The following is a 23,369-nucleotide window of genomic DNA, read 5'->3' as shown; positions in this document are numbered from 1 at the left end:
CGGAGGTAGAGCACTGGATAGGCGATGGGCCCTACCGGGTTACTGACCTTAGCCAAACTCCGAATGCCGGTAAGTGAGAGCGCGGCAGTGAGACTGTGGGGGATAAGCTCCATGGTCGAGAGGGAAACAGCCCAGAGCATCGACTAAGGCCCCTAAGCGTACGCTAAGTGGGAAAGGATGTGGAGTCGCACAGACAACCAGGAGGTTGGCTTAGAAGCAGCCACCCTTGAAAGAGTGCGTAATAGCTCACTGGTCTAGTGATTCCGCGCCGACAATGTAGCGGGGCTCAAGCGTACCGCCGAAGTCGTGTCATTGCAGCAATACGGCCAACGCCGGCTGTGATGGGTAGGGGAGCGTCGTGTGCCGGGTGAAGCAGCGCCGGAAGGCAGTTGTGGACGGTTCACGAGTGAGAATGCAGGCATGAGTAGCGATACAAACGTGAGAAACGTTTGCGCCGATTGACTAAGGGTTCCTGGGTCAAGCTGATCTGCCCAGGGTAAGTCGGGACCTAAGGCGAGGCCGACAGGCGTAGTCGATGGATAACCGGTTGATATTCCGGTACCCGCTGTGAAGCGTCAAACATCGAGCATCGTGATGCTAAGGCCGTGAAGCCGCCCTGATCTCTTCGGAGTTGAGGGGAGTGGTGGAGCCGCTGAACCAAGCGGTTAGTAGGTGAGTGATGGGGTGACGCAGGAAGGTAGTCCATCCCGGGCGGTGGTTGTCCCGGGGTAAGGGTGTAGCCCGTCATCTAGGTAAATCCGGATGACATGAGGGTGAGACCTGATGCCGAGCCGATTGTGGTGAAGTGGATGATCCTATGCTGTCGAGAAAAGCCTCTAGCGAGTTTCATGGCGGCCCGTACCCTAAACCGACTCAGGTGGTCAGGTAGAGAATACCGAGGCGTTCGGGTGAACTATGGTTAAGGAACTCGGCAAAATGCCCCCGTAACTTCGGGAGAAGGGGGGCCACGTCTGGTGATCGGATTTACTCCGTGAGCTGGGGGTGGCCGCAGAGACCAGCGAGAAGCGACTGTTTACTAAAAACACAGGTCCGTGCGAAGCCGTAAGGCGATGTATACGGACTGACGCCTGCCCGGTGCTGGAACGTTAAGGGGACCGGTTAGCTTGGATTCGTCCAGGCGAAGCTGAGAACTTAAGCGCCAGTAAACGGCGGTGGTAACTATAACCATCCTAAGGTAGCGAAATTCCTTGTCGGGTAAGTTCCGACCTGCACGAATGGCGTAACGACTTCTCGACTGTCTCAACCATAGGCCCGGTGAAATTGCACTACGAGTAAAGATGCTCGTTTCGCGCAGCAGGACGGAAAGACCCCGGGACCTTTACTACAGTTTGATATTGGTGTTCGGTTCGGCTTGTGTAGGATAGCTGGGAGACTTTGAAGCTCGCACGCCAGTGTGGGTGGAGTCGTCGTTGAAATACCAGTCTGGTCGTGCTGGATGTCTAACCTGGGTCCGTGATCCGGATCAGGGACAGTGTCTGATGGGTAGTTTAACTGGGGCGGTTGCCTCCTAAAGAGTAACGGAGGCGCCCAAAGGTTCCCTCAGCCTGGTTGGCAATCAGGTGTTGAGTGTAAGTGCACAAGGGAGCTTGACTGTGAGACCGACGGGTCGAGCAGGGACGAAAGTCGGGACTAGTGATCCGGCGGTGGCTTGTGGAAGCGCCGTCGCTCAACGGATAAAAGGTACCCCGGGGATAACAGGCTGATCTTCCCCAAGAGTCCATATCGACGGGATGGTTTGGCACCTCGATGTCGGCTCGTCGCATCCTGGGGCTGGAGTCGGTCCCAAGGGTTGGGCTGTTCGCCCATTAAAGCGGTACGCGAGCTGGGTTTAGAACGTCGTGAGACAGTTCGGTCCCTATCCGCTGTGCGCGTAGGAGTCTTGAGAAGGGCTGTCCCTAGTACGAGAGGACCGGGACGGACGAACCTCTGGTGTGCCAGTTGTTCTGCCAAGGGCATGGCTGGTTGGCTACGTTCGGGAGGGATAACCGCTGAAAGCATCTAAGCGGGAAGCCTGCTTCGAGATGAGGACTCCCACCCACTTGATGGGGTAAGGCTCCCAGTAGACGACTGGGTTGATAGGCCAGATATGGAAGCCGGGTAACCGGTGGAGTTGACTGGTACTAATAGGCCGAGGGCTTGTCCTCAGTTGCTCGCGTCCACTGTGTTGGTTCTGAAACCACGAACAACCCCACACTTGTCACAGGGTGTGGTGCGGTTGTCAGTTTCATAGTGTTTCGGTGGTCATAGCGTAGGGGAAACGCCCGGTTACATTCCGAACCCGGAAGCTAAGCCTTACAGCGCCGATGGTACTGCAGGGGGGACCCTGTGGGAGAGTAGGACGCCGCCGAACAATTATTGCGAGAAAGCCCCGCACCGGGAACGGTGCGGGGCTTTCTGCGTTTCAGGGTCAAAGTCGCCAGGACGGCGGGGCGGACGAGCCCCGCCGTTTTCGTCGTCTACAGGCGTCCTGCCGCCTTGAGTTCCAAATAGGCGTCGGCCAGGGCCGGGGCCAGTTCGTCAGGGGTCGCGTCGACGACCGTGACGCCGTGCCGGCGGAGCTGGTCCGCGGTGCGATCCCGTTCCCCCTGCGCCTGTGCCGCCGCTGCGGCCTCGTAGACGGCGTCCGTATTGCCGCGGGCTTTGGCCATCCGGGAGATGTGCGGATCGGCCACCGACGCGACGAGGACGGTGTGGCGCTGCGTGAGTTGTGGCAGGACGGGGAGGAGGCTTTCTTCGATCGGGGCCGCATCGAGTGCGGTGAGCAGGACGATCAGGGAGCGGCGGGGGGCCGAGCGGAGGGCCTTGGCGGTGAGCCCGCGTGCGTCGGTCTCCACGAGCTCCGGTTCCAGCGTCGCCATCGTGTTGACCAGGGACGGAAGAACGTCGCCCGCCGTGCGGCCCTGGACGAGGGCGCGCACGTGACGGTCGTACGCGAGGAGATCGACGCGGTCGCCGGCGCGGGAGGCCAGGGCGGCCAGGAGCAGAGCGGCGTCCATGGACGCGTCCAGACGGGGTGCGTCGCCGACGCGGCCGGCGGAGGTGCGGCCGGTGTCGAGGACGAGCAGGATGTGCCGGTCGCGTTCGGGACGCCAGGTGCGTACGGCGACGGCGGACTGGCGGGCGGTGGCGCGCCAGTCGATGGAGCGGGTGTCGTCTCCGGGGACGTACTCGCGCAGGCTGTCGAACTCCGTGCCCTCGCCACGGGTGAGGACGCTGGTGCGTCCGTCGAGTTCGCGGAGGCGGGAGAGCTTCGAGGGCAGGTGCTTGCGGCTGGTGAAAGGGGGCAGCACGCGCACCGTCCAGGGGACCCGGTGGGTGGCCTGGCGCGCGAAGAGGCCCAGCGGGCCGTACGAGCGGATCGTGACGCGGTCGGCCTGGCGGTCGCCTCTGCGGGTGGGGCGCAGGCGGGTGGTGACGCGTCGGCGTTCGCCGGCGGGCACCCTGACGCGGTGGCGGGAGGCCGTGGTCTCCGTGCCGGGCTGCCAGCTGCTGGGCGGCCAGGCGTCGCGCAGGTGCGCGCGGAGCGGGCGGCTGGAGGGGTTGGTGATCGTCAGCGTGATGTCGGCGGTGTCGCCCAGGCGTGCGGAGGTGTCGCCGGAGCGGGTCAGGCGCAGGCGTCGTACGGGGGCGGCCAGGGCGAAGTCGCAGGCGCAGGCCGCGGCCAGTGGGCCGTTCACGGCGAGGAGACCCGTCCAGCTCGGGTCCCAGATGCCGACCGGGAGGGAGCCCAGGGCCGCGAGGAGTGCGGCGCGTCCGGTGAGTGCCATCAGCGGGGGACGGGGACGTGGGCGAGGATCGCGTTGATCACGGAGTCCGTGGTCACGCCCTCCATCTCGGCCTCCGGGCGGAGCTGGACGCGGTGGCGGAGGGTGGGGAGGGCCAGGGCCTTCACGTCGTCGGGGGTGACGTAGTCGCGGCCCGTCAGCCATGCCCATGCGCGGGATGTGGAGAGCAGCGCCGTGGCTCCACGCGGAGAGACGCCGAGGGTGAGGGACGGCGACTCGCGGGTGGCGCGGCAGATGTCGACGACGTACGCCGTGATCTCCGGGGAGACGGACGTCTTGGCGACCTCGGCGCGGGCGGCTTCCAGGTCGGCGGCGTTCGCGACGGGGCGTACGCCGGCGGCGCGCAGGTCGCGCGGGTTGAAGCCGGAGGCGTGTCGGGTGAGGACGTCGATCTCGTCCTGGCGCGAGGGGAGAGGGACGGTGAGCTTGAGGAGGAAGCGGTCCAGCTGGGCTTCCGGGAGGGGGTAGGTGCCCTCGTACTCGACCGGGTTCTGGGTCGCCGCGACCAGGAAGGGCTCGGGGAGGGGGCGGGGGGTGCCGTCGACGGTGACCTGGCGTTCCTCCATGGCTTCGAGGAGGGACGACTGGGTCTTCGGGGGCGTGCGGTTGATCTCGTCGGCGAGGAGGAGGTTGGTGAAGGCCGGGCCCGGCTGGAAGGAGAACTCGGCGGTGCGGGTGTCGTAGACGAGGGAACCGGTCACGTCGCTGGGCATGAGGTCCGGGGTGAACTGGACGCGCTTGGTGTCGAGTTCCGTCGCGGCTGCGAGGGCGCGGACCAGGAGGGTCTTGGCGACTCCGGGGACGCCTTCGAGGAGGACGTGGCCGCGGCACAGGAGCGCTACGACGAGGCCGGTGACGGCGGCGTCCTGGCCGACCACGGCCTTGGCGATCTCGGCGCGCAGGGCTTCCAGGGCGGCTCGGGCGTTGCCCGGGTCCCCGCTCTGCCCGGCGTTGTCAGTGGTCGGGTCCATCATGGACGGCGTACCTGCCTTTCGAGGGCGTCGAGTTGGTCGGCGAGGGCGATGAGGGCCGCGTCGTCGCCGGGCGGCGGGCCGAAGAGGAGGGTGTGCAGGGACTGTCCGTCGCCGTGTGCGTCGTGGAGGTGGGCGGACAGGGCGGGGAGCAGGGCCTCGGGCGTGTGCGCCTGGGCGACGGGGGTGCCTACGAGGGGGGCGAGGCGGGTGCGGGTGGCGGAGCGAAGAGCGGTGGCCGCGCGGTCGCGGGCGTTGGCCTTGCGATAGAGGCGGGCGCGGCCTTCGGCGGTTTCGGAGGCGCGGATCGCCACGGGGAGTTTTTCGGACACCAGGGGGCCGAGCCGGCGTGCCCGCCACAGGGCGGCGAGGGCCGCGGCGATGAAGAGCTGCAGGGTGCCCCAGAGCCAGCCGGAGGGGAGCAGGTCGAAGAAGCTGCGTTCGTCGTCCGGGGCTGTGGTGTCGGAGACCGAGGGGAGGTACCAGACCAGGTGGTCGCGGGAGCCGAGGAGTTGCAGGGCGAGCGAGGCGTTGCCGTGCTCGTCGAGGTGGTTGTTGAAGAGGATGTCGGGGGCGCCGAGGACGACGGTGTCGCCCGGGGTGCCTTCCTGGGCGGCCTCTTCGGGTGCGTCCGGGATGCGGAGCAGGGTGGCCAGGCGCCGGCTGGGGTAGCAGCTGTCGGCCTCGATGTGGGTGGTGCTGTAGCGGATGCCGCCCGTGTCGGCGGTGCCCGCGCGGCGGGCGGCGGGCAGGTCGCAGGCGGGGGCCAGGGTCGAGTCCAGGCTGAGCGCGGGGTCGGCGGTGACGCCGGGAGCGAGGCGTTCGACGGCGGGGCCGCCGGGGGCGACGAGGAGGGTGCGGCCGCCGGATCCTTCGGTGGCGGAGTGCAGGCGTGTCTGCTGGCGTTCGGTCAGGAGGTCGGGTACGGCGACCAGGAGGGTGGTGTCGGGGCCGGCGGCGGCGCGGGCGTCGTCCAGGGTGGTGACCACGCGGGTGGACACGCCGCGGTCGGCGAGGAGTTCCGAGACGGCCCGGCTGCCGTAAGGGTCGGCGGAGCGCGGGTCGAGCTCGCCGTGCCGGGCGTCGGAGCGGACGACGGCGATCGCGACGGCGCCGGCGAGCAGGACGACGAGCGCGAGGGCGATGCCGCGGGCGCGGGTCCACACCTGGCGGGCGGTGGGCGAGGCCGAGGTGGTGGGGAGCGTGGCCTCGGTGGTCATTCGGCGGCTCCCGGGCGGGTGTCGCGGTCCGTGGCGTCGGCCGTGCCGCCGACTGTGCCGACCGCCAGTCGCGGCTTACTGCGTTCCAGGTCGCGGTCGAGTTCGGTGAGGCGCCGGTACGACTGCTCGGTGCCGGGGCGCCCGCCGTACGTGACGTCGTCGAAGTCCCGGGCCGCGGCAAGCAGCCGGCCACCGTGGTCGGGCAGGGCGCGGCCCGCCTCGCGGGCGGCCTCGTCGGCGGTGCGGCCGGGGCGGACGTCGAGGAGGGCGCGTTCCTCCAGGGCGCGGACGATGGCGCGCATGCGTTCCTGGACGGCTTGGTTCCAGTGGCCCTGGGCGGCGTGCGCGTCGGCCGCGGCCCGGTGGTCGGCCGCGCTGCGGGGGCGGTCGTCGAACAGGGCGGGGGCGGAGGTCGGCAGGCGGCGCGGGGTGCCCAGGCGCCACCAGAGCGCGCCCAGCACGGCCAGGACGGCCACGATGATGACGGTCAGGCCGAGTGCTCCACCGGGTGTCGCGGTGGACGCGCGGTTGAACAGTTCGTCGATCCAGTCCCAGAAGGCGTTCAAGGCCCGCTGGAACAGGCCGGGGTCGTTCTCGTGGTACATCCGCTTGGACAGCTCCCGCCGCGCGGCCTCCCGCGCGGGGTCGCGCGGGATCGTCACCGGCGGTTCGTCGCCGGAACGCGACAGCGACAGCACGGGGCGGTCGCCCGCGCGCGCCACCGCCCGTGCGGTGGTGCGCGACAGCACCTCCATGAGAACTCCCCCCGCCCGGCTCACCGCATCAGCTCCCCGGATTGGTGCCGGGAGCGCCGCGGCCCTGGGCCCCGGCGGCACGGGCCAGCTCGAGGTCGAGGGCCTCTCGGCGGATGCGCTGGTCGATGTAGAGCAGCACGGTGACGCCCGCCGTGATCGGGAACGTGATCATGGAGCCGATCACGGAGCCGATGCCGCTGACGATCAGGAAGGTCCAGCCGAGGCCGCCGGTGCCTTCGAGGAAGCCGCCGACACCGCCGCCGCTGAGGGCGGCGGCGAGGAAGGCGAAGGGGATGACGATGATCGACGCCACGACGTTCGCGATGATCGTGGCGAGCAGCTGGATGCCGAAGACCCGCCACCAGGAGCCGCGCACCAGCTTCGTGGAGCGGCCCATGGCCTTCTTGATGCCCTGCTTCTCCAGCATCAGGGCCGGGGAGGCCAGCGAGAAGCGGACCATGAGCCACACCGCGACGACGCCGCTCGCCAGCATGCCCAGGACGGCCAGGGCCACGCCGGCTCCGCCGCCGCCCGCGGCCGCGACGATGAGGCCGGGCGCCATGCCGACCGTGACGATGCCGGCGACGATCAGCAGCAGCAGGACGATCAGGCCGAACAGCCTCGCCACCTGTGGGCGGGCGTCCCGCCAGGCTTCGCCTATGGTCACCGACCTGCCGAGCACGGCGCGGCTGGTGACGGTCGTCAGCAGGGCGGTGGCCAGGACGGTGCCGATCAGGGAGATCAGGAAGATGACACCCGAGTTGATCGTGGTGTCGGCCATGGCGTCGCCGAGTTCGCTCAGCGTGGCGTCGGGGTCGTTGAGGGCCTCGGAGCCGACGTCGTCCAGGACGAGGCCCTGGAGCAGCACGACGATGATCTCCGTGAAGACCGCGACGGTGAGCGAGATGCCGAGGACCGTGCGCCAGTAGGTGCGCATGGTGGAGACGGCACCGTCGAGGATCTCGCCGACGCCCAGCGGGCGGAGCGGGATCACGCCGGGCTTTGCCGCGGGCGGGGGACCGCCCCAGCCGCCACCCCAGCCGCCGTAGCCGCCGGGCGGGCCGTAACCGCCGTAGCCGCCGCCGTAGCCACCACCAGGGCCCGCGTGACCTCCGGGGGCGCCGGAGGGCGGGGTGCCCCAGCCCGCGTTGGGCGGTGGCGGCGGTGGGGCCTGGCCGGGGCCGGAGGGGGCGGACCACTGGCCGGGGGGCGGCTGCTCCTTGGACCACTTCGTGCCGGGGCCTGTCGGTTCCGTGCCCGGCTGGTCCGCGGGCTGCGCGGGCCGGTCGGGGCCACCGGGGCGGTCGGCGGGCTCGGCGGGGCCGGACGCGCCGGGCTCCCGCCCGTCGGACGGGGAGGATCCGGGCGAGGCCCAGCCCGGAGTGTCGTTCATCGTCGCTCCTTCACGGTGCCCGTCCGCGGTCGCGGCGGCAGGTTGGCAGCCATCGTGCCATGGGGTGCTCCGCCGCGGACCGGGCGCGGTACGGCCTGCGCACCTTCAATTGTCCGCCGGACAGGGGGCAGACTGACCGCATGGCTGATCAGGACGCGCGAAACGGCGAGGACAAGCGGCCGACCGAGATCCCGGCATTGCGCTGGGAAGAACCACCGGAGGGCCCGGTGCTGGTCCTGCTGGACCAGACCAGGCTGCCGGCCGAGGAGGTTGAACTGGTCTGCACGGACGCGTCCGCGCTCGTGGAGGCGATCCGCTCGCTCGCCGTACGCGGGGCGCCGCTGCTCGGCATCGCGGGCGCGTACGGCGTCGCGCTCGCCGCCGCCCGGGGCTTCGACGTGGCGGAGGCCGCGGACGCGCTGGCCGGAGCCCGCCCGACGGCGGTGAACCTGGCCGGCGGGGTGCGGCGGGCCCAGGCCGCCCATCAAGCCGCGCTCGCCAGGACCGGCGACACCCGGCAGGCCGCCACGGCGGCGCTGGACGCGGCGCGGGCGCTGCACCGGGAGGACGCCGAGGCCAGCGCCCGGATGGCCGCGCACGGGCTGGCGCTGCTGGACGAGCTGCTGCCCGCGGGCGGGCACCGCGTCCTGACGCACTGCAACACCGGTTCGCTGGTGTCGGGAGGTGAGGGAACGGCTTTCGCGGTGGCGCTCGCCGCGCACCGGGCGGGCCGGCTGCGGCGCCTGTGGGTGGACGAAACGCGTCCGTTGCTGCAAGGTGCTCGCCTGACGGCTTACGAGGCGGCGCGCAACGACATGCCGTACACCTTGCTCACCGACAACGCGGCCGGTTCCCTGTTCGCGGCGGGTGAGGTGGACGCGGTGCTGATCGGTGCCGACCGCATCGCGGCCGACGGTTCGGTGGCGAACAAGGTGGGGAGCTATCCGCTCGCCGTGCTCGCGCGGTACCACCACGTGCCGTTCATCGTGGTGGCACCGGTCACGACGGTGGACCCGGACACGCCGGACGGGGCGTCCGTCGAGGTCGAACAGCGCCCCGGATATGAAGTGACCGAGGTCACAGCACCACAGGTGCCGGTGACGGGAGCGGGAGGCGGGATTCCGGTGGCACCCCTGGGGACCCAGGCGTACAACCCGGCGTTCGACGTGACTCCGCCCGAGCTGGTGACGGCGATCGTCACCGAGGAGGGCGCGGTCTCGCCCGTGACCGCCGAGGCCCTCGCCGAGCTGTGTGCCAGGTCACGCCAGGTCACGATTAGCTAATGGGATGATGGCGTTTATGAAGGGACGAGTCCTTGTCGTCGACGACGACACCGCACTGGCCGAGATGCTCGGCATTGTGCTGCGTGGTGAGGGTTTTGAGCCATCGTTCGTAGCCGACGGCGACAAGGCGCTGGCCGCCTTCCGGGAGACCAAGCCCGATCTGGTGCTGCTCGACCTGATGCTGCCCGGCCGGGACGGCATCGAGGTGTGCCGCCTGATCAGGGCGGAGTCGGGTGTGCCGATCGTGATGCTGACGGCGAAGAGTGACACCGTCGACGTCGTCGTGGGCCTGGAGTCGGGCGCCGACGACTACATCGTGAAGCCGTTCAAGCCGAAGGAGCTGGTCGCCCGCATCCGGGCACGTCTGCGCAGGTCGGAGGAGCCGGCGCCGGAGCAGCTCGCGATAGGCGACCTGGTCATCGACGTGGCCGGTCACTCCGTGAAGCGGGACGGGCAGTCGATCGCGCTGACGCCGCTGGAGTTCGACCTGCTGGTCGCGCTGGCCCGCAAGCCGTGGCAGGTGTTCACCCGCGAGGTGCTCCTCGAGCAGGTCTGGGGCTACCGGCACGCGGCCGACACCCGGCTGGTCAACGTGCATGTGCAGCGGCTGCGCTCCAAGGTCGAGAAGGACCCGGAGAAGCCGGAGATCGTGGTGACCGTCCGCGGCGTCGGTTACAAGGCCGGGCCGAGCTGACATGAGCAGGGACAGTGCCGCTTCGGCGCCCGGCCGTTCCGGGGCCCGCGCCGGACGGCCTGTCGGCCCCCCGCCCGCAGGTTCCCGCTGGGACCGTCTGCTGGAGGGCGGGCTGCTGAACGGCGGGGTGCAGGGCAGCCCGGTGCTCCGGCTGTTCGTGCGCTGGGTGCGCCGGCCGCTGCTGCCCGTCATGCGGCTGTGGCGGCGCAACATTCAGCTGAAGGTCGTCGTCACGACACTGCTGATGTCGCTGGGCGTGGTGCTGCTGCTCGGCTTCGTCGTGATCGGGCAGGTCCGCAACGGCCTGCTGGACGCCAAGGTGAAGGCGTCCCAGAGCCAGGCCACCGGCGGGTTCGCGGTGGCCAAGCAGAGGGCCGAGGAGGCGGCGAGCGTCACCGGCGACGACGGTGTGTCCGCCGGCGACGGACGTCCGTCGCAGAACGTCATCCAGTGGATGAGCGAGCTGGTGAAGTCGCTCTCCAGCGGCGGCCAGGGCGCCTTCGACGTGGTCACCCTCCCCATGGGCGGGGAAGGCGGCAGTGGACGCGGTCCGCGCGCCTCCGGTGTGGTCAACTGGTCGGCCAGTGTGCCGGAGGAGCTCCGGGAGCGGATCGACGGCAGCACGGCGGCCGCGCAGAGCTACACGCGGATCGTCTACGACTCCGACCAGCCCTCCCAGCCCGGCCTGGTCATCGGCAAGCAGGTCAACGACCCCAACGGTGAGCCGTACCAGCTGTATTACCTGTTCCCGCTCACGCAGGAGGAGAAGTCCCTCAGCCTGGTCAGGGGCACCCTGGCGACGGCCGGGCTCTTCGTCGTCGTGCTGCTCGGGGCCATCGCCTGGCTCGTGGTGCGCCAGGTCGTCACGCCCGTACGGATGGCGGCCGGCATCGCCGAGCGGCTGTCCGCCGGGCGGTTGCAGGAACGGATGAAGGTCACCGGCGAGGACGACATCGCGCGGCTCGGTGAGGCCTTCAACAAGATGGCGCAGAACCTCCAGCTGAAGATCAGTCAGCTGGAGGACCTGTCGAGGATGCAGCGGCGGTTCGTCTCCGACGTGTCGCACGAGCTGCGGACGCCGCTGACGACCGTGCGGATGGCCGCCGACGTCATCCATGACGCGCGCGTGGACTTCGACCCGGTCACCGCGCGGTCGGCCGAGCTGCTCGCCGATCAGCTGGACCGGTTCGAGACGCTGCTCGCGGACCTGCTGGAGATCAGCCGGTTCGACGCGGGCGCGGCGGCGCTGGAGGCCGAGGCGATAGACCTCCGGGAGGTCGTACGGCGGGTCGTCAGCGGGGCCGAGCCGCTCGCCGAGCGCAAGGGCACGCGGATACGGGTCGTCGGCGACCAGCAGCCCGTCGTGGCCGAGGCGGACGCCCGGCGCGTCGAGCGCGTCCTGCGCAACCTCGTCGTCAACGCCGTCGAGCACGGCGAGGGCAACGACGTGGTCGTCAAGCTCGCCGCGGCCGGCGGCGCGGTCGCCGTCGCGGTGCGCGACTACGGCGTCGGGCTCAAGCCGGGTGAGGCCACCCGAGTCTTCAGCCGTTTCTGGCGGGCCGACCCGGCACGCGCGCGTACCACCGGCGGTACGGGTCTCGGCCTGTCGATCGCCCTGGAGGACGCGCGGCTGCACGGTGGCTGGCTGCAGGCCTGGGGCGAGCCGGGCGGCGGCTCGCAGTTCCGGCTGACGCTGCCCAGGACCGCGGACGAGCCGCTGCGGGGCTCACCGATACCTCTGGAGCCGACGGACTCGCGGCGCAATCGCGGGCTGGGCGACGCCGGCCTGGTCGACGCCGCCGCGCCGCAGGGCGCGGCGAAGGCGGCCACCGTACCGGCGCAGACCTCGGCCGGGGGGTCCCCGGTTTCCGCGCGGGGCCCGATCCCGCCCCGGTCGGCCTCGGCGGCGCCCACCGCCGACCCGACGGCACTGCCCGGCAACGGCGCGCGCGTGGTGCCGCGGCCCGTGTCGGGCGCCCGGAGCCAGGACGATGGACCGGCGCCGGAGGCGGCGAACCGCCCGGACGCCGGGCCGGAGGACTCGAGCAGGCAAGGGGAGGCAACTCGTGGGCGCTGACCGCGAGGGGAGCGGCCGGCGGCCGGCACGCGCCGTGACGTACGCCGTCTGCGGCGTCGTACTGCTGGCGGGGTGTGCGTCCATGCCCGACAGCGGGGATCTGCGCGGGGTGGACTCCACGCCGCGGCAGGATCCTCAGGTGCGGGTGTTCGCGATGCCGCCGCGGGAGGACGCCCCGCCCGCGGAGATCGTCCAGGGCTTTCTGGAGGCGCTGACCAGCAACGACCCGCAGTACGAGACGGCACGCAAGTACCTGACGGGCGAGGCGGCCAAGACCTGGCGGCCGGAGCGGTCGACGACGGTGCTCGCGGGCGGGCCGGGGACGGAGTCCGACCACTCGGGCAACCGGGAGGAGGCCAACGACTACTCGGTCACCCTGACCGGCACCCGGGTCGCCACGGTGGACGCGCAGCAGTCGTACACGCCGGCGGACGGCGAGTACCGGGAGGCGGTCCACCTCACCCGGGACGGCAAGAACCGGCAGTGGCGGATCGACGTGCTGCCGCAGGGCGTCATCATGGGCAAGTCGGACTTCCAGCGCACCTACATGTCCGTCAACAAGTACTACTTCGCCTCGAACACCGCTCCCGCCAAGCAGGCCGGTACGGGCACGCAGCCGGCGGCCGTCGCCGATCCCGTGTACGTGCGCCGGCTCGTGGACCCCATGTCCCAGGTGGTGAGGTCCCTGTTCAGCGGGCCGACACGCCTGCTGGGGCCCGTCGTCAGGTCGAGCTTCCCGACGGGTACCGCGCTGGCGAAGAACGCCGACCCGCTGACGCCCGACGACCACAACAAGCTGACGGTGGCGCTGAACGACCGGGCGGCCGGGGTCGGCGACGACACGTGCGACGAGATGGCTGCGCAGCTCCTGTTCACCGTGCAGAGCCTCACTCCGGTGGTGGACGAGGTCGAGCTGCGCGCGGGCGGGGGGCAGCTGTGCTCGCTCACCGAGGACCGGGCCGAGGCGGTCGCGGCGCGCGGCTCGTCCCATCGGCCCGACTACCTGTACTTCATCGACGAGAGCGACCACCTGGTGCGCATCGCCGCCGGCAGCAAGGGGACGCGGGCCGAGCCCGTCCCCGGGGCGCTGGGCGAGGGCGCGGTGGGCCTGCGGTCGGTCGCGGTCTCGCGCGACGAGCACAGTGCGGCCGCCATCGGTCTCGACAACAAGTCGCTGTACGTCGGCTCCATGGTGTCGGGCGGCTCCCTCGGCGAACCCGTGCTCGTCAGCGGGGGCAAGACGGAGCAGAACCGGCTGACGCCGCCGAGCTGGGACGCGCAGGGCGACCTGTGGATCGCCGACCGCAACCCGGCCGACCCCCGGTTGCTGCTGCTGAAGGAGGGCGCGGGCGAGCCGGTGGAGGTGCGGACCCCGGGGCTGGACGGGCGGGTCCAGGCCGTGCGGGTGGCGGCCGACGGCGTGCGGATCGCGCTGATCGTGGAGAAGGACGGCAAGCGCTCGCTGCTCATCGGGCGGATCGAGCGGGACGGGAAGGCGGGCGAGCAGGCCGCGGTCACCGTCCTCGAACTGCGCTCCGCGACCCCCGAGCTGGAGGAGGTCACGGCCATGTCCTGGGCCGGTGACAGCCGGCTCGTGGTGGTCGGACGCGAGCGCGGGGGCGTTCAGCAGATCGGATACGTCCAGGTGGACGGGTCCACGCCGGAGGCCTCGGTGCCCGCCGCGCTGACCGGGGTGAAGGAGATCGCCGCGACCGAGGACGAGACGCTGCCGCTGGTGGCGTACTCGGAGGACCTGATCGTGCGGCTGCCGTCCGGGCTGCAGTGGCAGAAGGTGACGGAGGGGACGGCTCCGGTCTATCCCGGCTGAGGGACGGTGAGCGGAGTTTTCCACAGGGGGCTCCGGGGAGTTTTCCACAGGCCTGGTGGAGGCGTGCGGCTGTCGGCACAGTGGTGGTCGTGCGGGGATGGTGGCAGGAACTCACGGATCTGGTGCTGCCGGCCGAGTGCGGAGGCTGCGGCAGGGCTCGGGCGGTGCTGTGCCCGAGCTGCCGTACGGCTCTGAGCGGTGCCGCGCCGTGCCGGGTGCGGCCGGTGCCGGAGCCGTCCGGGCTGCCGGTGGTGCACGCGGCGGCTCGGTACGCGGACGAGGTACGTGCCGCGTTGCTGGCCCACAAGGAGCGGGGCGTGCTGGCGCTCGCGGCACCCCTCGGCGCGGCCCTGGCCGGGGCGGTGCGGGCGGGGCTCCGGGAGGCGCGGGCGGAGGGTCGGGCGGCTCGGACCGGTGGGCGTGAGCAGGAGGCGGCGTCGCGTGTGCGGGGGCCGGTGCTGCTCGTTCCGGTGCCGTCGGCGCGCCGGGCGGTGCGGACGCGCGGGCACGATCCGGCGCGGCGCATCGCTCTGAGGGCCGCGGCGGAGTTGCGGCGGACCGGGACTCCGGCCCGGGTGCTGGCCGCGCTGCGGCAGCGGCACGCCGTGGCCGACCAGTCCGGCCTCGGCGCCCGGCAGCGGCTGGACAACCTCGCCGGTGCGCTGGCGGTGGCCCCGGGCGCTGGACGGCTGCTGCGCGGCGGCGGGCAGGTCGTCCTCGTCGACGACCTCATGACGACCGGGGCGTCGCTGACGGAGGCGGCGCGGGCGCTGCGCGCGGCGACCGGCCGGGCGGGCCCGGCCTTCGGGACGGCCGCGGAAAGGGGGCCCGTGGCTGAGCGGACGACGGGGCCGGACACGTACTGGACGGCGAAATCGGCTGTGTATCCGTCGGCGGTAGGGGAAGGCAGAGAGGAACAGAAGGCCGGGCCCCGAATGGCGGGTCCGAACGGAGGCGGTGGCGTGATACGTGAAGTGATCTGCGCGGCTGTGGTCGCGGCTTCACCAGATTCTTTCGAAACAAACCGGAACTGACTGAGAACTTATGTCGTTGCAGGTGATGAGAGGATCAATTCACCGGAACGGAGGTACCCCGCGGTAGAGGGTGACGACATCCGTCCGGGCGAGATATGTTCGGTTGTGAGGAAAAGCCGCAGGCCACACCTCTTGAATCCGAATGCCGTGCTGCGGGTTTTGCCGTCATCACCCGCACCGGTGGAGTGGAGATCCCGCCCACGGGGGAGGAGGTGGACGTCACCGAGTCCGAGGTTCCGGGATACCGGGACCTGGTGCAAAAGGGAGATGCTCCGCCGTCGAAGCGGAGCGATCCGGGAACGGAGTTCTGCGTGGACATCGTCGTCAAGGGCCGCAAGACCGAGGTGCCCGAGCGGTTCCGGAAGCACGTGGCCGAGAAGCTGAAGCTGGAGAAGATCCAGAAGCTCGATGGCAAGGTGATCAGCCTCGACGTCGAGGTGTCCAAGGAGCCGAACCCCCGGCAGGCCGACCGTTGTGACCGAGTGGAGATCACGCTCCGCTCCCGCGGTCCGGTCATCCGAGCGGAGGCGGCGGCGAGCGACCCGTACGCGGCGCTCGACCTGGCGGCGGAGAAGCTCGGTGCCCGGCTGCGCAAGCAGCACGACAAGCGCTTCTCGCGCCGCGGCGCGCGCCGGATCACGGCGGCCGAGGTCGCCGACCACGTCCCCGGCGCGGCGACGCTCAACGGGCACGGCGAGGTCGTCCCCCAGGAGCGGCAGGACGAGGTACCCACCAAGAAGATCGGCTCGCTCGAGGTCCAGGGCGACGGCCCGCTCGTCGTCCGCGAGAAGACCCACGTGGCCGCACCGATGAGCCTGGACCAGGCGCTCTACGAGATGGAGCTGGTCGGGCACGACTTCTACCTGTTCGTCGACTCCGAGACGAAGGAACCCAGCGTCGTCTACCGGCGGCACGCCTACGACTACGGCGTGATCCACCTCACCACGGACACGATGGTCACCCAGGCGCACGCTCCCGAGGCGGGCGATGCGCTCGGTGGCTGACGACGCCGGATGACACGGAACCAGTGCCCCTGGAGCGCGTGTGCGCCCCCAGGGGCACCGGTGTGCGACGGTGCGCGAGGGTGTGCGACCCCTTCGTGGCCCGCTGGTCACCCCGGTGTCGGCCGGGCATGGAATCATGGCGGCAACGGCCCAACAGGTGGGGCGTTGCTCTGGGTTGGCGATGGCTCAGGACGACCACAGGCCACAGCCTTCAGGGGGAGGAACCATGGCGGAGACTTTCGGACCGATGCGGGGCGAGGGCGTCGACGAGGGGATCGACGACGGCGCCGCCGGCATGGGCCCGGACGCGGCCGCTGCGCGCCAGGAGCCGATCAGGGTTCTGGTCGTGGACGACCACGCCCTGTTCCGCCGCGGCCTGGAGATCGTCCTCGCGGCCGAGGAGGACATCCAGGTCGTCGGCGAGGCCGGCGACGGAGCCGAGGCCGTGGAGAAGGCCGCCGACCTGCTGCCGGACATCGTCCTGATGGATGTGCGGATGCCCAAGCGGGGCGGGATCGAGGCCTGCACCTCCATCAAGGAGGTGGCCCCCAGCGCCAAGATCATCATGCTGACGATCAGCGATGAAGAGGCCGACCTCTACGACGCGATCAAGGCCGGGGCGACGGGCTACCTCCTCAAGGAGATCTCCACGGACGAGGTGGCCACCGCCATTCGCGCGGTGGCCGACGGACAGTCGCAGATCAGTCCCTCCATGGCGTCGAAACTGCTCACCGAGTTCAAGTCGATGATCCAGCGGACCGACGAACGCCGGCTCGTGCCCGCGCCGCGGCTCACGGACCGCGAGATCGAAGTCCTCAAGCTCGTCGCCACGGGAATGAACAACCGGGACATCGCCAAGGAACTGTTCATCTCCGAGAACACCGTGAAGAACCACGTGCGCAACATCCTGGAGAAACTGCAGCTGCACTCCAGGATGGAGGCGGTGGTCTACGCGATGCGGGAGAAGATCCTCGAGATTCGCTGACGACCGTCGCCGCGCGCGCCGGCACCGGTTCAGGCGAGCATGCGGGCCAGCTCACTCGTGAGGGCCTCGCGCAGCTCCGGTGAGTCGACCCGTTCCACCCGTACGTCCGTGCAGTCCACCCAGCCCGCCGCCTCGACCAGGGCCTGGGCCACCGGCACGGCGGCCTTGGGGCTGTCCAGCGTGACCTGCTTGGCGACCAGGGTGCGCCCCTCGCGCGCCGGGTCCACGCGGCCGACGAGCCGGCCACCGGCCAGGACGGGCATCGCGAAGTATCCGTGCACCCGCTTCTGCTTGGGCACGTAGGCCTCCAGGCGGTGGGTGAAGCCGAAGATCCGCTCCGTGCGCGCACGCTCCCAGACCAGGGAGTCGAAGGGCGAGAGCAGTGTCGTGCGATGACGGCCGCGCGGCGGCGTCTCCAGGGCCTCCGGGTCCGCCCAGGCCGGCCTGCCCCAGCCCTCCACCGCGACCGGGACCAGGCCCGAGTCGGCGATCACGGCGTCGACCTGCTCGGCCTTGAGGCGGTGGTAGTCGGCGATGTCCGCGCGCGTACCGACGCCCAGGGAGCGGCCGGCCAGGCGGACCAGGCGGCGCAGGCACTCGGCGTCGTCGAGTTCGTCGTGCAGCAGGGAAGGCGGCACGGCGCGCTCGGCCAGGTCGTACACCCGCTTCCAGCCGCGGCGCTCGACGCAGACCACCTCGCCGTACATGAGCGCGCGCTCGACGGCGACCTTCGTGCCCGACCAGTCCCACCACTCGCTGGTCCTCTTCGCGCCGCCCAGGTCCGTCGCGGTGAGCGGCCCCTCGGCGCGGAGCTGCTTGACGACCTGGTCGTAGACGCCGTCCGGAAGGTGGTGGTTCCAGTGCGGGCGGTTGCGGTAGGCGCGGCGGCGGAAGGCGAAGTGCGGCCACTCCTCGATGGGGAGGATGCAGGCGGCGTGGGACCAGTACTCGAAGGCGTGGGTGTCCTTCCAGTAGGCGTCCTCGACGGTTTTGCGGCCGACCGCGCCCAGGCGGGCGTACGGGATGAGTTCGTGGGAGCGGGCGAGGACCGAGATGGTGTCGAGCTGCACCGCGCCCAGGTGCCGGAGGACGCCGCGGACGCCTGCACGGCGGTCGGGGGCGCCGATGAAGCCCTGTGCGCGGAGGGCGATGCGGCGGGCCTCGTCTGCGGAGAGTTCCGTGGCGGGGGGCGGGAGGGTCGTCATACGTCGGCACGATAGGGGGTGGGTCTGACAGTGAGGGTGGGGTTTTCCTGACAGGGGCCTGGCACTGGTGCGGACGCGGTGGTGGGGGCCGCAGCCCGGCGTGGAGGGGGTGTCGCCTGCCTCCGCTCGGCTTCTCCCCCACTCTCGGCTTCGCTCGCGCGGGAGGAGCCCCGTGAGCGGGAGGTTCCCCCGCCGCCCGCCTCACGTTCGGGCCGGCAGGTACGGGGCCGTCGACGGGAGAAAGAGGTCCGAGGGGAGGAGGGAGCCGATCCAGGCGTCGCGGCGGGTGCCCTTGTTGTTGATCGCGGAGCGCAACGTGCCCTCCATGGTGTAGCCCGCGCGCTGGGCCACCGCGCGGGAGGCCGTGTTGCCGACCTCGGCGCGCCACTCCAGGCGGTCGACCGCCCGCTCGGTGAAGGCCCAGCGGGACGCGCCGACGGCGGCCTCGGTGACGTAGCCGCGGCCGCGGTGCTCCTTGGAGCCCCAGAACCCGATCTCCCCGACACCCAGGGAGATCATCGTGATGCCGAGCATCCCCACCAGTTCCCCGGCGGGGAGGAAGAGGCCGAAGGTGAACATCGAGGCGTTCGCCCACCCGTCGGGGACCATTTGCTCGGTGAAGCTCCGCGCGTGCTCGTGGAGGTAGGGGGAGGGGATCGTCGTCCAGCGCTGGATGTCGGGGTCCTGACAGGCAGCGTGCACGGCCGCGGTGTCCTGGACGCCGACCGTGCGCAGGACGAGGCGGTCGGTGGTGAGCGTGACGGGTTCCATCGGCCGATTCTGCGGGGCGCTCCGCGACGGGCGCCATCATTTTGCCGTGCGTGAACAGACGGTCACTTTTCGCGTGATTCGTCGACGGGTGCGGCACCATCCTCGGTACCCGGACGTTGAACTCGATGACGGCAGACCGGAAGCTGGATGAAGGAGCACACGGTCCCCGTTACAGCGGGCTCCCGGGGCGGCGGGGTCCTCGCATACGATGGCCGTTGCTCAGTACGTCACAGGAAATCGACCGTCCCAGGCCCGACCGGCAAGGAGACCAACCCCCGTGTCCGTCCTCTCGAAGATCATGCGTGCAGGCGAAGGCAAGATCCTGCGCAAGCTGCACCGCATCGCGGACCAGGTCAACTCCATCGAAGAGGACTTCGTCGACCTCTCCGACGCCGAGCTGCGGGCCCTCACCGATGAGTACAAGCAGCGCTACGCCGATGGTGAGAGCCTGGACGACCTGCTGCCGGAAGCCTTCGCCACCGTACGCGAGGCCGCCAAGCGCGTCCTCGGCCAGCGCCACTACGACGTGCAGATCATGGGCGGCGCCGCCCTGCACATGGGGTACGTCGCCGAGATGAAGACCGGTGAGGGCAAGACCCTCGTCGGCACGCTGCCCGCCTACCTCAACGCCCTGTCCGGCGAGGGCGTGCACATCGTCACGGTCAACGACTACCTGGCCGAGCGCGACTCCGAGATGATGGGCCGTGTCCACAAGTTCCTCGGGCTGAACGTCGGCTGCATCCTCGCCAACCAGACACCGGCCCAGCGCCGCGAGATGTACGGCTGTGACATCACCTACGGCACGAACAACGAGTTCGGCTTCGACTACCTGCGCGACAACATGGCCTGGTCCAAGGACGAACTCGTCCAGCGCGGCCACAACTTCGCCATCGTCGACGAGGTCGACTCCATCCTGGTCGACGAGGCCCGTACGCCGCTGATCATCTCCGGCCCGGCCGACCAGGCCACCAAGTGGTACGGCGACTTCGCCAAGCTGGTCACGCGGCTGAAGAAGGGCGAGGCCGGCAACACCCTCAAGGGCATCGAGGAGACCGGCGACTACGAGGTCGACGAGAAGAAGCGCACCGTCGCCATCCACGAGTCCGGGGTCGCCAAGGTCGAGGACTGGCTGGGCATCGACAACCTCTACGAGTCGGTGAACACCCCGCTGGTCGGCTACCTGAACAACGCCATCAAGGCCAAGGAACTGTTCAAGAAGGACAAGGACTACGTCGTCATCGACGGCGAGGTCATGATCGTCGACGAGCACACCGGCCGTATCCTCGCCGGCCGCCGCTACAACGAGGGCATGCACCAGGCGATCGAGGCGAAGGAAGGGGTGGACATCAAGGACGAGAACCAGACGCTCGCCACGATCACCCTCCAGAACTTCTTCCGCCTCTACAAGCGCCACGACCACAACGGCAAGGAACTGCCCGGCCTGTCCGGCATGACCGGTACGGCGATGACCGAGGCCGCCGAGTTCCACCAGATCTACAAGCTCGGCGTGGTGCCCATCCCGACCAACCGGCCGATGATCCGCAAGGACCAGTCGGACCTGATCTACCGCACCGAGGTCGCGAAGTTCGAGGCGGTCGTCGACGACATCGAGGAGAAGCACCGCAAGGGCCAGCCGATCCTCGTCGGCACCACCTCGGTCGAGAAGTCCGAGTACCTCTCGCAGCAGCTCAGCAAGCGCGGCGTCCAGCACGAGGTGCTCAACGCGAAGCAGCACGACCGGGAGGCGACGATCGTCGCCCAGGCCGGCCGCAAGGGCTCGGTCACGGTGGCCACCAACATGGCCGGCCGCGGTACGGACATCAAGCTCGGCGGCAACCCCGAGGACCTCGCCGAGGCGGAGCTGCGCCAGCGCGGCCTCGACCCCGAGGAGCACATCGAGGAGTGGGCCGCGGCCCTGCCCGCCGCCCTGGAGCGGGCCGAGCAGGCGGTCAAGGCCGAGAAGGAGGAGGTCGAGAAGCTCGGCGGCCTCTACGTCCTGGGCACCGAGCGGCACGAGTCGCGCCGCATCGACAACCAGCTGCGCGGCCGCTCCGGCCGTCAGGGCGACCCCGGCGAGTCCCGCTTCTACCTCTCCCTCGGCGACGACCTGATGCGGCTGTTCAAGGCCCAGATGGTCGAGCGCGTGATGTCGATGGCCAACGTCCCGGACGACGTGCCGATCGAGAACAAGATGGTCACGCGCGCGATCGCGTCGGCCCAGTCCCAGGTCGAGACGCAGAACTTCGAGACCCGCAAGAACGTCCTGAAGTACGACGAGGTCCTCAACCGGCAGCGCGAGGTCATCTACGGCGAGCGGCGCCGCGTCCTGGAGGGCGAGGACCTGCAGGAGCAGATCCAGCACTTCATGAACGACACGATCGAGGCGTACGTCCGCGCCGAGACCGCCGAGGGCTTCCCCGAGGACTGGGACCTCGACCGCCTGTGGGGCGCCTTCAAGCAGCTCTACCCGGTGAAGATCACCGTCGAGGAGCTGGAGGAGGCCGCCGGCGACCGGGCCGGACTGACCGCCGACTACATCGAGGAGTCCATCAAGGACGACATCCTCGAGCAGTACGAGGCGCGCGAGAAGCAGCTCGGCTCCGAGATCATGCGTGAGCTGGAGCGCCGGGTCGTGCTCTCCGTCCTGGACCGCAAGTGGCGCGAGCACCTCTACGAGATGGACTACCTCCAGGAGGGCATCGGCCTGCGGGCGATGGCGCAGAAGGACCCGCTGGTCGAGTACCAGCGCGAGGGCTTCGACATGTTCCAGGCCATGATGGACGGCATCAAGGAGGAGTCCGTCGGCTACCTGTTCAACCTGGAGGTCCAGGTCGAGCAGCAGGTCGAGGAGGTCCCGGTCGAGGACGCGGCGCCGTCGCTGGAGAAGGGCGCGCAGGACACCGTCCCGGCCCAGGCGGGCGCCCGCCCGGAGATCCGCGCCAAGGGCCTCGACGCCCCACAGCGCCGGAACATGCACTTCTCCGCGCCGACCGTGGACGGTGAGGGCGGGGTCGTCGAGGGCGACTTCACCACCGACGAGGAGCCCGCGCGGACCTCGTCCGACGGCCTCACGCGCGCGGAGCGCCGCAAGCAGGCCAAGGGCGGACGCCGCCGCAAGAAGTGACCGTGCGGCGCCCGCGGGCGCCGTGGCGGTGGGACGGGCCGGATACCACCGGGTGGTGTCCGGCCCTTCGGCCTGGACGGGGCCGTCACGGGTCTGTTTCGGGCCTGGAGAGGCCGTACCGGGCCTGTTTCGGCCGGGAAGGGGCTCTATCCGGGCACCTTGTCCGGGACCCTGGCTCCGGGCTTCCGGTGGCTGGTCTCAGTCGTCCGTGTGCGGCCTGCGGGGACCGCCCAGTTCCACCGCGGTGCAGCGCCAGCGCAGGTCCCGGCCCTGTTCCAGGCGGAAGGCCATCGCGCGCAGCTGGTCTCCGGCGCCGATGCGGGCGAAGACCTCCAGAGCACCCGGCCGGGGCTCGAAGTAGCCGATGTCACGGACGACGGGGAGGGTGCCGCGCGTGCGCAGGGGCCCGCGTTCGGCGAGGTGGGCCAGCTCGTCGTAGGCGCGCCCGGCGGTGTGGCGGAGCATCGAGTGGACGGGGCGGCGGCCGCTGAGCACGTTGAGGAGGAGCTCGGCGAAGCAGTCGGTGGGGCGGAGCTGCGGTACGGGTCGGCGCGGAGTCTGAGCGGGCACGAGGGGCCCCGGCGCGGTCGCGGCTACCCGTCGTACGGGAGGGGCGGCGGGGCCCGGTACGGCGGCGCCGGCGGTCGTGCGCGGTCCCGTCCTGGGGGTGCGGCCCGGCCCGGTCGCGGGCGGGCGGTTGTCCGCCGGCCTCGTGCGGGCCCGCGGGGACCGGCCCGGGGAGCCCGGCGGCCGCCCGCCGGGTGCGGTGGACCGTACGGTGCCGCCGCCGGGCCTGCGGGGCGGTGCGGCGCCGGGGACCCGCGACGCGGAGTCCGTGGAGGCGGGTGTCGTCGGAGTCGGCGCGACGGCGGTCGCCGGCGTGAGGCGGGGCGGGCGGGACTGGGTCCTGGTCATGACCTTGCGCATGGGGGCTCCCCGTTTCGACGGCCCGGGGTGGATACCGGGCAGTAACTTGCGGTTGAGGATCTTGTACGGGTTGGCGGGGTGGCGCGGCAAGGAGGAACGCGGCCGGGGCGAGGGGCCGGGCAGGTTCACCTATCCGGGTGATCGGGGCCCCGGGAAGCCCGGAGCGGCGCGGGCGCACCGGGTGAGTTCCGGGCGGGGAGTGGACGCTTCCGGCGTCATGGGTGGGGACTCGAAAGGGGACACCCGCACGTATCCTGAAGGCTCTCCTGGGCTCTCCCGGGCACCCGGCGGA

The 23,369-nt window shown here is 70.6% G+C and carries 16 protein-coding genes and 2 rRNA genes (1 of these 18 only partly in view); 10 read left to right on the top strand and 8 right to left on the bottom strand.

Annotated elements, in window-relative coordinates:
* Both ACLIN4_RS13865 and rrf read left to right on the top strand, forming a co-directional pair.
* Positions 1 to 2,165, top strand: a 23S ribosomal RNA gene (locus ACLIN4_RS13865); it begins 957 nt to the left of the window's first position.
* An 89-nt stretch (positions 2,166 to 2,254) separates the two neighbouring features.
* A 5S ribosomal RNA gene (rrf, locus tag ACLIN4_RS13860) occupies positions 2,255 to 2,371 on the top strand.
* A gap of 106 nt (positions 2,372 to 2,477) precedes the next feature.
* Here the strand turns inward: rrf and ACLIN4_RS13855 are convergent.
* Genes ACLIN4_RS13855 through ACLIN4_RS13835 form a run of 5 tightly spaced genes read right to left on the bottom strand, consistent with a single transcriptional unit; the run spans position 2,478 to position 8,145 of the window.
* Positions 2,478 to 3,788 carry a DUF58 domain-containing protein gene (locus ACLIN4_RS13855; protein WP_411575830.1) on the bottom strand — a complete coding sequence of 437 codons (1,311 nt, stop codon included), beginning with the start codon at positions 3,786 to 3,788 and terminating at the stop codon, positions 2,478 to 2,480.
* Entirely contained in the window at positions 3,788 to 4,777 is a 990-nt protein-coding gene (locus tag ACLIN4_RS13850; protein WP_269955832.1) for an AAA family ATPase, read from the bottom strand. The genes ACLIN4_RS13855 and ACLIN4_RS13850 overlap by 1 nt, the downstream gene beginning before the upstream one ends.
* Positions 4,777 to 5,997, bottom strand: coding sequence for a DUF4350 domain-containing protein (locus ACLIN4_RS13845; RefSeq protein WP_179342587.1), 1,221 nt, complete (start codon positions 5,995 to 5,997; stop codon positions 4,777 to 4,779). Before ACLIN4_RS13845 ends, ACLIN4_RS13850 begins: the two co-directional genes overlap by 1 nt.
* On the bottom strand, positions 5,994 to 6,752 hold the full coding sequence (locus tag ACLIN4_RS13840) for a DUF4129 domain-containing protein (protein ID WP_289903005.1): 759 nt from the start codon (positions 6,750 to 6,752) through the stop codon (positions 5,994 to 5,996). Before ACLIN4_RS13840 ends, ACLIN4_RS13845 begins: the two co-directional genes overlap by 4 nt.
* Before the next feature lie 28 nt (positions 6,753 to 6,780).
* Positions 6,781 to 8,145 (bottom strand): glycerophosphoryl diester phosphodiesterase membrane domain-containing protein, encoded by a 1,365-nt coding sequence (locus ACLIN4_RS13835; protein WP_289903006.1) that lies wholly within the window; start codon positions 8,143 to 8,145, stop codon positions 6,781 to 6,783.
* 140 nt (positions 8,146 to 8,285) lie between these two features.
* On the opposite strand from ACLIN4_RS13835, the gene mtnA reads away from it, so the two are divergent.
* The 7 genes from mtnA to ACLIN4_RS13800 all read left to right on the top strand — a co-directional run bounded on the left by mtnA (position 8,286) and on the right by ACLIN4_RS13800 (position 17,050).
* Positions 8,286 to 9,428, top strand: a complete 1,143-nt coding sequence (mtnA, locus tag ACLIN4_RS13830; RefSeq protein ID WP_381914854.1) for an S-methyl-5-thioribose-1-phosphate isomerase — start codon at positions 8,286 to 8,288, stop codon at positions 9,426 to 9,428.
* A gap of 4 nt (positions 9,429 to 9,432) precedes the next feature.
* The gene (mtrA, locus tag ACLIN4_RS13825; RefSeq protein ID WP_191862447.1) at positions 9,433 to 10,122 is read left to right on the top strand and encodes a two-component system response regulator MtrA; all 690 of its coding nucleotides are present in this window, start codon (positions 9,433 to 9,435) and stop codon (positions 10,120 to 10,122) included.
* 1 nt (position 10,123) lies between these two features.
* Positions 10,124 to 12,199 carry an MtrAB system histidine kinase MtrB gene (gene mtrB / locus ACLIN4_RS13820; RefSeq protein ID WP_290014474.1) on the top strand — a complete coding sequence of 692 codons (2,076 nt, stop codon included), beginning with the start codon at positions 10,124 to 10,126 and terminating at the stop codon, positions 12,197 to 12,199.
* A complete protein-coding gene (locus ACLIN4_RS13815) occupies positions 12,189 to 14,027 on the top strand; it encodes an LpqB family beta-propeller domain-containing protein (protein WP_107478892.1) in 1,839 nt (612 codons plus the stop codon). Before mtrB ends, ACLIN4_RS13815 begins: the two co-directional genes overlap by 11 nt.
* 89 nt (positions 14,028 to 14,116) lie before the next feature.
* Positions 14,117 to 15,061 (top strand): ComF family protein, encoded by a 945-nt coding sequence (locus tag ACLIN4_RS13810; protein WP_411575829.1) that lies wholly within the window; start codon positions 14,117 to 14,119, stop codon positions 15,059 to 15,061.
* A 311-nt stretch (positions 15,062 to 15,372) separates the two neighbouring features.
* Positions 15,373 to 16,065, top strand: coding sequence for a ribosome hibernation-promoting factor, HPF/YfiA family (gene hpf / locus ACLIN4_RS13805; RefSeq protein WP_107478894.1), 693 nt, complete (start codon positions 15,373 to 15,375; stop codon positions 16,063 to 16,065).
* A gap of 226 nt (positions 16,066 to 16,291) precedes the next feature.
* On the top strand, positions 16,292 to 17,050 hold the full coding sequence (locus ACLIN4_RS13800; RefSeq protein ID WP_100048356.1) for a response regulator: 759 nt from the start codon (positions 16,292 to 16,294) through the stop codon (positions 17,048 to 17,050).
* A gap of 29 nt (positions 17,051 to 17,079) precedes the next feature.
* Here the strand turns inward: ACLIN4_RS13800 and ACLIN4_RS13795 are convergent, their stop codons facing one another.
* Together ACLIN4_RS13795 and ACLIN4_RS13790 are read right to left on the bottom strand one after the other, a co-directional pair.
* Positions 17,080 to 18,255 carry a winged helix-turn-helix domain-containing protein gene (locus ACLIN4_RS13795; RefSeq protein ID WP_289903010.1) on the bottom strand — a complete coding sequence of 392 codons (1,176 nt, stop codon included), beginning with the start codon at positions 18,253 to 18,255 and terminating at the stop codon, positions 17,080 to 17,082.
* A 201-nt stretch (positions 18,256 to 18,456) separates the two neighbouring features.
* Positions 18,457 to 19,026 carry a GNAT family N-acetyltransferase gene (locus ACLIN4_RS13790; protein ID WP_307652723.1) on the bottom strand — a complete coding sequence of 190 codons (570 nt, stop codon included), beginning with the start codon at positions 19,024 to 19,026 and terminating at the stop codon, positions 18,457 to 18,459.
* Between the two features lie 277 nt (positions 19,027 to 19,303).
* Between ACLIN4_RS13790 and secA the strand changes: the two genes are divergently transcribed.
* Positions 19,304 to 22,150, top strand: a complete 2,847-nt coding sequence (gene secA, locus ACLIN4_RS13785) for a preprotein translocase subunit SecA (protein WP_107478896.1) — start codon at positions 19,304 to 19,306, stop codon at positions 22,148 to 22,150.
* A gap of 198 nt (positions 22,151 to 22,348) precedes the next feature.
* Here secA and ACLIN4_RS13780 read toward each other — a convergent pair whose 3' ends face one another.
* A complete protein-coding gene (locus ACLIN4_RS13780) occupies positions 22,349 to 23,077 on the bottom strand; it encodes an Rv3235 family protein (protein ID WP_411575828.1) in 729 nt (242 codons plus the stop codon).
* Between the last annotated feature and the right edge of the window lie 292 nt (positions 23,078 to 23,369).

It is taken from the genome of Streptomyces mutabilis (assembly GCF_046628145.1).
In the GTDB taxonomy this organism is placed as follows: domain Bacteria; phylum Actinomycetota; class Actinomycetes; order Streptomycetales; family Streptomycetaceae; genus Streptomyces; species Streptomyces mutabilis.
This window is presented reverse-complemented; position numbering and strand designations above follow the sequence as displayed.